13 protein-coding genes and 2 pseudogenes are annotated in these 13,738 nt (G+C 36.5%); 13 read left to right on the forward strand and 2 right to left on the reverse strand.

Annotation, left to right across the window (positions count from 1 at the left end; genetic code table 11):
• The first annotated feature begins 51 nt into the window (after window positions 1-51).
• From ACGG81_RS01900 to ACGG81_RS01920, 5 genes are all read left to right on the forward strand, one after another.
• The gene (locus ACGG81_RS01900) at window positions 52-945 is read left to right on the forward strand and encodes a carbohydrate ABC transporter permease (RefSeq protein WP_117578129.1); all 894 of its coding nucleotides are present in this window, start codon (window positions 52-54) and stop codon (window positions 943-945) included.
• The gene (locus tag ACGG81_RS01905; protein ID WP_117578131.1) at window positions 938-1,747 is read left to right on the forward strand and encodes a carbohydrate ABC transporter permease; all 810 of its coding nucleotides are present in this window, start codon (window positions 938-940) and stop codon (window positions 1,745-1,747) included. The genes ACGG81_RS01900 and ACGG81_RS01905 overlap by 8 nt, the downstream gene beginning before the upstream one ends.
• 31 nt (window positions 1,748-1,778) lie before the next feature.
• A complete protein-coding gene (locus tag ACGG81_RS01910) occupies window positions 1,779-3,812 on the forward strand; it encodes a beta-galactosidase (RefSeq protein WP_117578133.1) in 2,034 nt (677 codons plus the stop codon).
• Entirely contained in the window at window positions 3,788-4,693 is a 906-nt protein-coding gene (locus ACGG81_RS01915; protein WP_117578135.1) for a YitT family protein, read from the forward strand. Before ACGG81_RS01910 ends, ACGG81_RS01915 begins: the two co-directional genes overlap by 25 nt.
• Window positions 4,694-5,016: 323 nt before the next feature.
• Window positions 5,017-5,241 (forward strand): hypothetical protein, encoded by a 225-nt coding sequence (locus ACGG81_RS01920; RefSeq protein WP_207667247.1) that lies wholly within the window; start codon window positions 5,017-5,019, stop codon window positions 5,239-5,241.
• Between the two features lie 74 nt (window positions 5,242-5,315).
• Here the strand turns inward: ACGG81_RS01920 and ACGG81_RS01925 are convergent.
• Window positions 5,316-5,528, reverse strand: a pseudogene (locus tag ACGG81_RS01925) (transposase domain-containing protein); the annotation flags it as partial.
• Between ACGG81_RS01925 and ACGG81_RS01930 the strand changes: the two are divergent.
• The 8 genes and pseudogenes from ACGG81_RS01930 to ACGG81_RS01965 form a co-directional block, all read left to right on the forward strand.
• A pseudogene (locus ACGG81_RS01930) lies at window positions 5,523-5,657 on the forward strand (methionine--tRNA ligase subunit beta); the annotation flags it as partial. The pseudogenes ACGG81_RS01925 and ACGG81_RS01930 sit on opposite strands and share 6 nt — an antisense overlap.
• A 217-nt stretch (window positions 5,658-5,874) precedes the next feature.
• Window positions 5,875-6,552, forward strand: a complete 678-nt coding sequence (locus ACGG81_RS01935; RefSeq protein WP_016439624.1) for a response regulator transcription factor — start codon at window positions 5,875-5,877, stop codon at window positions 6,550-6,552.
• Window positions 6,553-6,636: 84 nt separating this feature from the next.
• Window positions 6,637-7,551, forward strand: a complete 915-nt coding sequence (locus ACGG81_RS01940; RefSeq protein WP_336304546.1) for an ABC transporter ATP-binding protein — start codon at window positions 6,637-6,639, stop codon at window positions 7,549-7,551.
• Window positions 7,544-8,386 (forward strand): ABC transporter permease, encoded by an 843-nt coding sequence (locus tag ACGG81_RS01945; protein ID WP_390109216.1) that lies wholly within the window; start codon window positions 7,544-7,546, stop codon window positions 8,384-8,386. Before ACGG81_RS01940 ends, ACGG81_RS01945 begins: the two co-directional genes overlap by 8 nt.
• Before the next feature lie 9 nt (window positions 8,387-8,395).
• Window positions 8,396-9,298 (forward strand): sensor histidine kinase, encoded by a 903-nt coding sequence (locus tag ACGG81_RS01950; protein ID WP_390109219.1) that lies wholly within the window; start codon window positions 8,396-8,398, stop codon window positions 9,296-9,298.
• Between the two features lie 220 nt (window positions 9,299-9,518).
• Complete coding sequence (locus ACGG81_RS01955) at window positions 9,519-10,046, forward strand: 4Fe-4S binding protein (RefSeq protein WP_390109221.1); 528 nt, start codon at window positions 9,519-9,521, stop codon at window positions 10,044-10,046.
• Complete coding sequence (locus ACGG81_RS01960; protein WP_390109224.1) at window positions 10,039-11,130, forward strand: SLC13 family permease; 1,092 nt, start codon at window positions 10,039-10,041, stop codon at window positions 11,128-11,130. The genes ACGG81_RS01955 and ACGG81_RS01960 overlap by 8 nt, the downstream gene beginning before the upstream one ends.
• A gap of 69 nt (window positions 11,131-11,199) precedes the next feature.
• Complete coding sequence (locus ACGG81_RS01965; RefSeq protein ID WP_390109227.1) at window positions 11,200-12,240, forward strand: alcohol dehydrogenase; 1,041 nt, start codon at window positions 11,200-11,202, stop codon at window positions 12,238-12,240.
• Window positions 12,241-12,264: 24 nt separating this feature from the next.
• Here ACGG81_RS01965 and ACGG81_RS01970 read toward each other — a convergent pair whose 3' ends face one another.
• Window positions 12,265-13,560: an MATE family efflux transporter gene (locus ACGG81_RS01970; protein ID WP_390109230.1), complete on the reverse strand. Its 1,296-nt coding sequence runs from the start codon at window positions 13,558-13,560 to the stop codon at window positions 12,265-12,267.
• Window positions 13,561-13,738: the final 178 nt, after the last annotated feature.

Below are 13,738 nucleotides of genomic sequence, written 5' to 3' on the forward strand. Positions count from 1 at the left end.
GGGGATGGAATGTAGAACCATCCCCCTTATGGATAGAGAGGAGGGGTTTTTGTGTCTAACAAACCAAGAAAAATGACGTTAGAAAAAAAGCATAATTTAACAGGATGGGCTTTTTTGGCACCAGCAACATTTTTGATTGCGGTGTTTAGTTTTTGGCCAATGATCAAAGCGTTAGTTTTATCTTTTCAGACGGGGAAAGGTACAAATATGCAGATGGCTGGATTTACAAATTACATCAGAATGTTTCAAGATGATGTATTTATTCAGTCAATAAAAAACACATTTTTTTATTTCGTTCTTCAAGTGCCCATTATGCTTGCAGTAGCGTTGGTGTTAGCTTGTATTCTAAATAAAAAAGACTTACGGTTTAAAGGATTTTTCCGAACAATGATTTTTTTGCCGTGTACAACTTCATTGGTTGCGTATTCAATTATTTTTCGGTCTTTGTTTGCAAATGATGGATTAGTAAATTATGTTCTAGTGAATTTTGGAATTTTGGATAAACCATATAATTTTTTGACACAACCATTTGCGGCAAAAATGGTTATCATATTGGCTCTTTTGTGGAGATGGACAGGATATAATATGGTATTTTTCCTTTCTGGATTGCAAAACATTGAATCTTCAGTATACGAAGCTGCAAAAATTGATGGAGCATCAGCAATACAGACATTTTTTAAGATTACTGTTCCAGTATTAAAACCAACTATCTTGTTGACAGCAATAATGTCAACAAATGGAACATTACAGTTATTTGATGAATCAATTAACTTGACCGATGGAGGTCCTGCGAATGCTTCAATCTCTATGTCACATTACATATATAATTTATGTTTTAAGTATGTGCCGAATTTTGGATATGCAGCAGCGATGTCCTTCTTTATATTACTGTTGGTTGCAGTATTAGCATTTATACAAATGAGGGTGGGTGATAAACGTGATTAAAAAGATGAAAAATATAGGAATGTATGCATTCTTGATTTTGGTTACTTTTATTTCAGTATTTCCTTTGTACTGGATGGTAAGTGCATCCACAAACAAAAGTGTGGATGTATCAAGAGGTGTATTATCGTTTGGCTCTCATTTGGGAGAAAACTTGAAAAATCTGCTGGCAAATCAAGATGTAGGGGCTGCATTGGTCAATTCATTTAAATATGCAATATTACTTACAATAGTTTCGATGGTGATATGTTCCTTGGCGGGATATGGATTTGAAATTTATCATGATAAAGCAAAAGATGCCGTGATGGTTGTGATTCTTCTTGCAATGATGGTTCCATTTATTACGACATTGGTCCCATTGTTTCAGATGGTTTCAAAAATGAAAATGTTAAATAGTACGTTGGGATTCATTTTACCAACGGTATCAACCCCATTTTTAATCATGATGTTTCGGCAGAGTGCAAGATCATTTCCTCATAATATTATTGAAGCTGCCAGATTAGATGGACTTTCGGAAATTAGAATCTTCTTTCAGATGTTTATTCCTACAATGAAATCAACATATGCAGCAGCTATGACTATTACATTTATGAATGCTTGGAATAGTTATTTGTGGCCGAAAGTAATCATGACACAATCCAAGAGCATGACAATGCCAATGGTTGTAGCAAATCTGACAGAGGGATATGTAACAGACTATGGAATGCTTATGTTGGCAGTCTTAATATGTACATTGCCTACCGCCTTAGTATTCTTTATTTTACAGAAGAATTTTGCAGAAGGTATTACTGGAGCTGTAAAATAATAAATGATATCTATAAAGAAAGGGATTAGAAATGAAATATAAAAAAATAAATATGCCAGGTCTTCTGCATGGTGGAGATTATAATCCTGAACAATGGTTAGATAGACCGGATATTCTTGAAGAGGATATCCGGTTAATGAAATTAGCGCATGTAAATAATGTTTCACTAGGAATATTTTCGTGGGCATTTTTAGAACCAGAAGAAGGAAAATATCAGTTTGACTATTTAGAAGAAATTATTAACCGTTTATATGACAATGGCATCTATACAAATCTAGCTACACCAACAGGTGCAATGCCAAATTGGATGACTCAAAAATATCCTGAAGTAATGCAGACAGATGAAAACGGGATACAGAATTTACCAGGAAAAAGGCATAATTTTTGTTACACGTCTGCTGTTATGAGAGAAAAAACTAGAAAGTTGGATTTGAAATTATCAGAACGCTTTGGAAAACATCCAGGAGTAATTCTTTGGCATATATCAAACGAATACGGAGGAAATTTTAGGGATGCTTCTTGTCATTGCGAAGAATGTCAAAAAGCATTTCGGAAATGGTTGAAAAAAAAATACAAAACATTGGATGCATTGAATCATGCATGGTGGAGTGCGTTTTGGAGTCATACTTATACCGATTGGGAACAGATTCATTCACCTTCTCCGAGGGGAGAGGATGAATTACACGGTTTGAAATTGGACTGGAAAAGATTTGTGAGCGAACAGTTACAGGACTTTTGTAGAGAAGAGATTCGAGCTGTTAAAACATATTCGGATCTTCCAGTTACAACAAACATGATGATGTATTTTTCGCCATTGGATTATGATAAATGGGCAGAGGAGTTGGATGTGATTTCTTGGGACTCTTATCCGAGTTGGCATACAAAAGAAGATGAAGTACCGATTGCTGTGTGGGCAGCCTTTATGCATAACCAGATGAGAGGATTTCAGAAGAAGCCATTTTTGATGATGGAATCAACACCATCACTTGTGAATTGGGATGAGGAAAATAATGTAAAAAGACCGGGGATGAATTACTTATCTTCAATGCAGGCAATTGCGTTAGGTTCTGATAGTGTTCTTTATTTTCAATGGAGAAAAAGCAGAGGATCGAGTGAAAAGTTTCATGGAGCGGTTGTTGATCATGATGCGTCAGAAAAGAATAGAGTTTTTCAAGAAGTTGCTTGGATTGGCAAAGATCTAGAAAAGCTAAGCAGTCGAATACTAAGTACATGTAATAGGGCGAAGGTAGCTATTATTATGGATTGGGAAAATTGGTGGGCTCTTTCTGACGCACAAGCAATATCGAGAAAATTCGATTATACGGAAGAGCTTTTAAAATATTATCGGGTTTTTTGGGAAAAAGGAATTGAAGTTGATATAATTTCCATGGATCGAGATTTGTTAGATTATCAGCTTGTGGTTGCTCCGACCTTGTACTTGTATAAAAAAGAGTATATTCATAAAGTAGAAGCATACGTGGAAGCAGGTGGAATATATGTAACAACTTATTGGAGTGGAGTAGTAAATGAAACAGATTTATGTTTTATTGGAGAGAGACCACATGAGAGATTGCTAGGATTATCAGTTGATGAGATTGATGTGGGGAATGAATATTTTCCAAATACTTTCTCCTATAAAGACGGTGTATATAAAGCCGGTGTGTTAAGAGAAGTTGTGACACTTCAAACTGCAAAGCCGTTGGGAACATACTTGCAAGATTACAATGCAAATACTCCAGCAATTACAGAAAATGCGTATGGCAAAGGAAAAGCTTACTATGTTGTTGTTCAACCAGATCTGGAATTTTTGAAAGAATTTTTGGGCGATGTAATTGAGGAAGCAAATGTGGAAGCAAATTTGACGGAAACATTACCTTATGGAGTTACTGTTTCAAAAAGAAGTGGAAAAGAACAGAAAGATGATGTATATTTTCTTCAGAATTTTAACAGACATCCTGTGAAGATGGTTTTGAATGAATGTTATACAAATTTGATTACTGATGAAATCCTTACAGGTTCAATAAAACTGCAAACATATCAATGTATTGTGATGCAAAAGAAATAAGATTCCGTAATAGGGAGGAACTCACATTGAAATCAAAGGCAAAGACATTTTTAATTGATATTTTACTTGATATTGTAGGTGGTTGTTTCATTGCGATTGGAGTCTATAATTTTGCAGTGGCATCTGGATTCCCGGTAGCAGGTATATCAGGTATTGCAATCGTGTTTTATTATTTTTGGAAAATTCCAATTGGTACAATGACGACAATTTTGAATATTCCAATTATTTTAATTTGTTACAAGTTGTTGGGAAAACAATTTTTTTTAAAATCAATAAAGACAATGTTAATTTCTAATATACTGATGGACTGGGTTGTTCCATTGTTTCCAGTTTACCAAGGTGATATGATGTTATCTTGTATTTGTATGAGTGTATTCTCAGGAATCGGATATGCATTAATTTACATGAGAGATACCTCTACAGGTGGAGCAGATTTTGTTTTGATGGCAATACACAAGGCAAAGCCACATATTTCTGTAGGAAAAATTATCATTGTTATGGATTTTATTATTGTAATTGTTGGTGGAATTCTGATGCGTGGAAACATTGATAAGATTATTTATGGATTAATAGGAACGTATATTCTATCATTTGTCGTAGATAAGCTAATGTATGGCGTTGATGCTGGAAAACTTGCTTTGATTGTAACAGAAAAGGGACCACAAATTGCGGCAAAAATTGATGAGCTATCACAACGAGGGGCAACTTTGATTAAGGCAGAAGGAAGTTATACAGGACGTGAAAAAGAAGTATTAATGTGTGCATGTAACAATAAAGAAATGCATACGATTCAAGAAGCTGTAAAGAAAGTAGATTCATCAGCGTTTCTTGTTATAATGGAATCGAATGAAGTGCGTGGAGAAGGATTCAAGCCACATTAAAAGAAATATAATATAAAAATTAAGAAGTTCTAGCATGGATCGGTATAAGATTGGATCCGGAACATTATCTTTGATTATGGAACGTTATCACGCGGGAGGTTTATGAAAATTCAGAGGTTTATCCAGTTGCATATGTGACCAGTCAATATCTTTCGGAAGAGGATTATAATACCCTGGAATTTCCATATAATCAGACAGCATTTCTTGACTTTGCTGTTGTGAAAAACAGAAGTTCCTGTGCCGGATGGAAGGAACAGCTTCAATCAAAGATACAGGAAGTAGATATTGGATTTCAATATAAAGAGATAGATAGCAGGCAGTCAGTGACAAAAGAATTTACAATTCCAAAAGCCCAAAAGGGAGATTTATTTTTGCTTCAGTTTGATGTAGAAAACCAAGATACTTCAAAGGATGTATCTGTAGATGTAGAAGGTATTCGCAATAAATTAACGGAAAAAAATCATATTTACTATAACGAAAACGAAACCTTTACTTATGCTGTTACGCTAGAAGATGGTCAGTGTCTTTGGTTTGCTGTTATTTTGTAAGCGCAAAATATTGCTACGCTGTCCATGAATCACGCTTGCACCAAAATGATAGATGCAAGCGTTTTACTCTATGTTTAGTTTTGACAGTTCGCTTTCGCAGTCTCGCTCCATGGGGCAAGCTGTTCCAGCTGTTCATCTGACATTTTAGCGTCTGGCCGCTGTGATAAGAGGTATGTCAGATATTTGTAGGTATTCAGGTCATTCGCTTTTGCCATCTCAACCATTGTATACACAATAGCGCTAGAGGCCGCTCCCTTCGGACTGGCACTGAACAGCCAGTTCTTCCGCCAAGAAAGATGATGGGAATCGATTCCTGTGGTATGATTATCTCCGCAACTCATCTGGAAGAAGGAAGAGAAGGATTGAATGTCTTGATGGTAGATGACAGAATCCCAGCAGGAGCAAAACTCTATTAATGGAAAATAAATATTGATTGTTGAGGGCACTTTTTGAAAGAAAAAACTTTCAGGGAGTGCCCTTTTTATGTTTATAATCTGTTATACAAAAAGTGGATGAATATTTTTAGAAATTACATGAAGAACATGATGAAGTATACAGCCTTGCAGAAGAAAATCTGCAAGTGTATAATTTACATAAAGTTAATTTATGAAATTTTCAAGGAGCAAAAAACTTATGAATAAAATTTTGATCATAGAAGATGATGCTGATATAAATGTTATTATAGCGGAGGCGCTCACCAAAGCCGGATACAGCTGCACACAGGCGTTTTCGGGAACAGAAGCTTTGCTTTATCTGGACAAAGAGAATTACGCACTTGCTGTTATGGATTTGATGTTACCAGGGTTATCCGGTGAAAAACTACTTCCTAAGCTGAAAGAAAAGCAGCAGATACCTGTGATTGTAGTTTCTGCTAAAGATAGCCTTGATAGTAAAGTGAACCTTCTGACAGAGGGGGCAGAGGATTACTTGACAAAACCTTTTGAGCTTGAAGAACTTATTGCAAGAGTTGGTGTTCAGGTTCGTCGTTTTGCAAAAGAGTATAATACAGAGAATAACTTGTTAAAATATAAAAATCTGGTTCTGAATTTAGATACATTTACAGCTGAAATTAACGGTACAGAGATTATATTGACAAGACAAGAGTTTAAAATATTGGAACTTTTCATGTCTCATCCCAATAAGGTGTATGCAAAGCAGGATATATACGATTATGCCTGGGATGATATTTATGTTGGAGAGGATAAGACTATTAATGTACATATCAGTAACATACGCAAAAAAATAAAAATTGTTACAGAAGAGGAATATATTGAAACGGTATGGGGAATTGGATTTCGTCTGGTTAAATAACTTTAACTTTTCTTTAACTTTGCTTTGCGTTTTATTGTCATTTTATCTGTAAACTAGGAAGCATAAAGTAAAGGAGGAGTTGAAATGAAGGATTTGTTAAGTACAAACGGTCTTACGAAAAAATTCGGAAGATATAAGGTCGTAAATGCAGTAAATATTCATATCAGACAAGGTGATATATATGGGCTGATTGGGAGAAATGGAGCAGGGAAAACAACGATTCTTAAAATGATAAGCGGACTTGCAGCTCCAACAGAAGGTGATTTTTCTCTATTTGGGAAAAGTGGAAAAGCTGCCTATCAGTATATGTCCCGCATCGGTACATTGATTGAAGCACCAGGAATTTATCCGAATATGTCTGCTTATGAAAATATGAAACTGAAATGCATCGCAATGGGTGTTAGAAAACAGGGTGTGATTGAAGAACTTCTTAATACTGTAGGACTTGGAACTGTTGGAAAGAAAAAGGTCAAGAACTTTTCTCTTGGTATGAAGCAAAGACTTGGAATCGCACTTGCACTTGTAGGCGATCCAGACTTAGTGATTTTAGATGAACCGATCAATGGTCTTGATCCCCAGGGAATTGCTGAAGTAAGAGAAACTTTATTCAAATTGAATAAAGAGAAGAATATTACCTTTATTATTTCAAGCCATATTCTTGAAGAATTATCAAAGATTGCAACAAACTATGGTGTTATTCATGATGGTGTTCTAATTAAGGAAATGACACGAGAAGAGCTTCTTGCAGAATGTAGTGAACGAATAGAGCTTAAGACAGATGATACAGGAAAAGCCTGCACTGTTCTTGAAAATATGGGAATCCATCAGTATAAGGTAGTAGATGCTGATACAATCCAGATTTTTGAGAGACTGAATGATGGTGGAAGCATCACGATGACATTAGCGGAAAATGGTGTAAAGACTGTAGGGATTACTATAAAGAACGAAGCTTTAGAAGATTACTATTTAAATTTGACGGGAGGTGCTTTAAATGTTTAATCTTATAAAAATGGATATTCACCGACTATTACATTCAAAATCTACATGGATTATGATCTGTTTTGTAATTGGTCTTGCAGTGTTCAGTGTAACGATGACAAATTCAGATATAGAATTTATGAAAGATGATCCAGCGGCAGTGACAGAAACAATGGAAGAACGCCCGGTAGGTATCTATGTGGAAGCACAGCCGGAATGGGTAAATGGTACTATTGAAATTGGAAGTGTCGTCAGTGTTGAAATGAGAAGTCAGTTACTTGCAATTTTATGTGTTATTTTTGCGGCAATTTTTACCAATGCAGATTATAAGAATGGATATATAAAGAATATTGCTGGGCAATTTCCAAGACGGGAACAGCTTGTTGCATCGAAATTTATCGTAATTGCATTCCAAGTGCTAGTGATGGTTGTTGTATTTACAATATCGATAGTTGTAAGTGGGTACGTAATGTGGGGAAGTGATTTCTATTTAGGAAGTGTAACAGAACTGTTTCAGTATTTAGGGGTACAATACTTGCTTCATTTAGGAATTGCTACAGTAATGATGTTACTTTGTATTCTCACTTATAGTACTGCGTTTAGTATGACCAGTGGGATTCTTTTGTGCTCTGGACTTGCAGTGCCTATTTATTCACTAATAAATAAAGCAATTAATGGATTGAAAACAGGACTTGAATTTGATATTAACAAGTATATACTTGATGGTAATATTACGATGTTATTGTATGATAGCACATCAGAAGTTATGGTAAGAGGTGTTGCCGTTGGAGTAGCATTTGCAATTGTATCTTTATTCATTTCTACGATAATTGTAAAGAAACGAGATATTCGATAGAGGTTTTATATGATTCTATGGGCTGTTTTATCAACAGTGTTGGCTGTTGGATTAATATTTATACTGTTAATGTACAGGCGACAGGTAAAGAATACCTGCCGCCAACTTGGGTTTCTAAAAGAAAATCAGACAAATCTTCGCCTTACGGTAATGGTTCCTTTTAAACAATTCGAAAAGCTTGTGGACAGTATCAATCAAGTACTTGACATGTCGCAAGAGATTAAGAACAATGCACGGAAAAATGAAGAACATTTGAAGGAGACAATTACAAATCTTTCTCATGATATTCGAACACCGCTGACATCTCTTGATGGATACTTTCAATTGCTGGCACAAAGTGATTCAGAAGAAGAGCAGCGACATTACATAGAAGTAATCCAAAGCAGAATTTCAAGTTTAAAGGATATACTGGAAGAATTATTTACATATACAAAACTTCAGAATGAACAGTATGAGTTGAAGATGGAAACAGTTGATTTTGGTAAATGTGTGTATGATACAGTATTTTCGTTCTATGATGAATTTCAGACAAAAGGCCTGGAACCTGAGATTGATTTTTGTGAGGAGAATATTCTGATAGAGGGAAATACGGAAGCAATTAGAAGAATATTGCAGAATATTATAAAAAATGCATTGGTGCATGGCAGTCAAAAGATCAGAATGAAGCTTTTCAGTGAGAATAATGACATAATTTTTCTATGTGAAAATGATTTGGAAAATCCAGGGGACATTGATATTAAGAAGATTTTTTCAAAATTCTATAAAGCCGATACAGCACGAACAAGTAATACTACAGGGCTTGGTCTTTCAATTGCAAAAAGTTTGGTAGAGCGAATGGACGGAACGATAATTGCTGAGATAGAGAATGATATGTTCCTAATAAGAGTTATGTTTTTTAGAAAGAAACTTTAAATATGTATATCCCTTATCCTTATGCCAGATGGGGAAAGTACAGTAATTTGGAGACTTTAGGCAAATTCTATTATGAATTCTTCTTGCTTTCATAAGGAAAGTAGATTAGAATATACGATTAGATTAGTAAATGTAGAACTTTTTCAAGTATACATAAAAGGAAATACGACTAGAGTAAATTCTACAAGGAAGAAAAATATCATTTACAAGAGAGGAAAACATGGTCTTTATTGTTATATTTTTGGTACTTGCTATCGGTGGGCGTTGGGCATGCTCTGCGATATGTCCATTGGGAATTATACAGGAAGTGATTTTTCAAATTCCTTTCCCTAAAAAGTTACTTCAGTTGCCTTACGAAAAGTATTTGAGAAAAATAAAGTACATTATTTTTTTTGCATTATTGTTTTTTATTCCCATTGTTTTTTTGCCAAATAAGGAAAATTGGAGGGAAGCATTTCTTTTTATAAAAGTATTTGGATTCACAACTATTTTTATATTGTCACTTTTTATTTATCGCCTGTTCTGCAAATATTTCTGTCCATTCGGTGTGTGTTTGGGATTCTTTCAGAAAATATCACCTTTCCGCTATAAGGTAGAGTCTTCTTGCAATCGTTGCGGACTATGCAAACGTAAGTGCAAAATGGGAATCAAGCCTTATGAGAGCCCGAATCATATGGAATGTATTCGATGCGGAGCATGTTTGAAGGGGTGCCCACGGAATGCAATAAGGAGAAGGAAAAATGAATAAGATTTTGATGATCGCATGGATACTGGCAGGAATCTCATCGTTTGTTGTGCCGCCAGATATGGAATATTTGAACTATATTGATTTTCATACACTAGGGTTACTATTTTGTCTGATGGCAGTCATGGCAGGCCTGAGCCGGGAAGGAGTATTTGGACAGGCGGCTGGAAGATTGATCACAGTTGTGAAGAATAGTCGGCAGATGGAACTGATTCTTGTGTTTTTATGTTTTGTGTTTAGTATGTTGATCACAAATGATGTAGCTTTAATTACATTTGTGCCATTTGCAATACAGGTGCTGGAGATGGCAAATATGAGAAAACGAATTGTTCCGGTAATTGTCATGCAGACAGTTGCGGCAAATTTAGGAAGTATGTTTACCCCAATTGGGAATCCACAGAACCTTTATCTGTATTCCAAATCAGGAATGACATTGAGTGCATTTTTTAAATTGATGCTGCCGTACACACTACTTGCAGCAGTGATGTTGCTTGGAATGATTTTGTTGAGAAAATGTGTTGTGCTTGGTGATTTACAAATGCGGGAAAGCGAAGAGGTGAAAAATCCGTGGAAAGTAGCTATTTATGCAATAATTTTTCTATTGTGTCTTCTTTGCGTATCGCATTTGCTTCCTGTTTGGGTTGTAATGCTCGTGACAATTTTGGCAGTGTTTGTGATGGACCGTGGAACTTTTAAAGAAATCGATTACTCTCTTCTTCTTACTTTTGCAGGATTTTTTATCTTTATCGGAAATATGGGGCGAATTTCTATGTTTTGTAATTTCCTAAAGAGTATTTTGAATGGGAATGAAATATTGACTGCGGTCATTTCTTCGCAGGTAATCAGCAATGTTCCGGCAGCACTATTACTTTCAGGATTTACAGATCAGTGGTCGGAATTGATTATCGGAACAAACCTCGGGGGATTGGGAACTATGATCGCATCCATGGCGAGTTTAATCTCGTATCGTTTTCTCATAGCGGCCTATCCGGAAGAAAAAAGAAGATACACAATGCATTTTACAGTTGTTAATCTCGGGTTCCTGCTAGGATTTCTGATTGCTATGTGGAGCATTCGTATTTGGTGATGGAAAAGTCAGTTAAAATGAAAGAAAAATAGATGTTAACGGTGTTGAATAGGATTGGGAGGAAAGAAGATGCTTGCATATACATACAAAGAGCAGGGGAAATTTATGTTGGAAGAAAAAGAGAAGCCGGTTCTTCAAGAGGAAGAGGATGCGATCGTCCGCGTAACGCTGGCGAGTATTTGTTCGAGCGATATTCATATCAAACATGGAGCAGTTCCAAGGGCGGTACCGGGAATTACAGTAGGGCATGAGATGGTTGGCATTGTGGAGGAAGTAGGAAGCAAGGTGACCAAAGTAAAACCTGGAGATCGTGTAGCTGTAAATGTAGAGACTTTTTGTGGAAATTGCTTTTTCTGCCAAAATGGTTATGTGAATAACTGCACAGATAAAAATGGCGGATGGGCTTTGGGATGCAGGATAGACGGAGGGCAGGCAGAATATGTGCGTGTGCCTTATGCCAATCAGGGATTGAATCGGATTGGAGATGCGATTACGGATGAAGAGGCATTGTTTGTCGGAGACATCCTGGCTACGGGATACTGGGCAACAAAAATTTCTGAAATTGGAAGCGAGGATACTGTAGTCATCATTGGCGGGGGGCCAACGGGAATCTGTACACTTTTATGTGTGATGTTGAAAAATCCTGAAAAGATTATTTTGTGTGAGGTGGATCACGAGAGAATTACATTTGTGAAAGAGCATTATCCGAATGTGCTTGTAGTAAATCCAAAAGAAACTGATGTCGAGGAATTTGTCAGACAACACAGTAGACATGGTGGAGCTGATCGCGTGCTAGAAGTAGCGGGAGGAAGGAATACTTTTGAGCTGGCATGGAAGGTAGCCAGACCAAATGCCATTGTGACTGTGGTGGCTCTTTATGAAGAAGAACAGATCTTGCCATTGCCACAAATGTATGGAAAAAATCTCACGTTCAAGACCGGAGGGGTAGACGGATGTGATTGTGATGAAATTTTACGGTTAATAGAACAGAAGAAAATCGATACGACACCGTTACTTACCCATACATTTCCGCTAAGAGAGATTGAACAGGTATATGATATTTTTGAAAATCGAAAAGAAGGTGTCATTAAGGTAGCTATTCGACCGTAGACAAGAAAAAAATGATTTCTGCTATCACGGCCTCTTCATTAATGCAAAGAGAAATACAAATAGTTCTGTTGCGGGATATGCCAGCCAGACACCGGTCATTCCAAAGCAGCAAGAGAGTATCCATGACATTGGTATTAAAACAAAAAAGCTGCGGAGTATGGAAATGATCTGTGCCGGAAGCGGATGGTTTATGGAAATAAAATAGGTCGAAAGAACAATGTTAAATCCGATAAACGGGCAGGCGGTAAAGTAAAGTCTTAAGCCGGGGATTGCATAGCTGGCTAAAATCAAATCTTGTTCGCTGTTAAAAACAGAAACGAGACGGGGTGCATGAAAGAAAATAATCCCATATATCACAATGGATAAAAGGATAGAAGTTATGAGGGAATAGCGCAAAAGCGTTTGCACATTTTTCTTATTTCCTGCCCCATGATTCTGGCTAATTAATGGCTGTATTCCCTGTGATAAACCGGTATACAGGGAGATTACCACAAGCGAAATCACGCTGATCACACTGAATGCTGCGACGCCTGTGTTTCCGGAAATTCTCAGAATAATAAAGTTAAATAAAAACATCACAACACCGGAAGCGGCTTCGGTCAGAAAAGGCGGAATACCATTTGCAAGGATGTTGGCAGTAGTTCTTTTCATTTGAACAAGATTCGGAATTGTCAAATGAAAAGAATTCTTTTTTTTCAGAAAATATGGAAGCAATACTAGCATACTTATCACTGGTGACAGTCCGGTTGCAAGGGCAGCCCCGAAAATGCCCATATGAAAAGGGAAAATAAAAATGTAGTCTAAAACAATGTTGGAAAAACTTCCGGTTATCATAGCTGCCATGGAAAGTGAAGGATTCCCATCATTTCTGACAAAGCACTGAAGGAAATGGTTTAATAAAAAGGCAGGAGCAAATAGCATGAGAACTTTCAGATAACGATTTGTTGTTTCAAACACCTGGATGTCTGCACCTAGAACTGTTACAAGATGCTGGGAAGCAAATAGTCCTGTAAAAAAGAAAATGGAAGCAAACAAAAGTACCAGTATAAGTCCATTGGTAAATACTTGATCAGCAGTGTTGGATTCATTACGGCTTTTCAGGATAGAAAATCGGGAACTGCCTCCAATACCAATCATAAGTCCAGTTCCGCTGATAATACAAAATACAGGAAAAGCAAGATTCAGTGCAGTGAGCCCGTTTGTGCCAATGTCCGCAGATACGAAGAAAGTATCTGCCAGCGTATAACAGGAATAAGCAATCTGCCCTAAAATATTGAAAGAAACATATTTAGAAAAATCTTTAAAAATAGTTTTATTCATATAGCCTCCCAAATATAAATGGTAATTTAGACAAAAACACGCTCCCGGAAACAAAGTAGCCTTTGCATTCGGGAGCGTTTCAAACCGTGGTTACAGAATAACATAGAAAGGGAGAAAGTGCAAGAAGTGGATAGGAATAAGTACTTTGATATGATTCTGAGCGTGTTTCTTATTTATA

The organism is Faecalimonas umbilicata, assembly GCF_042846195.1.
GTDB lineage: Bacteria > Bacillota > Clostridia > Lachnospirales > Lachnospiraceae > Faecalimonas > Faecalimonas umbilicata.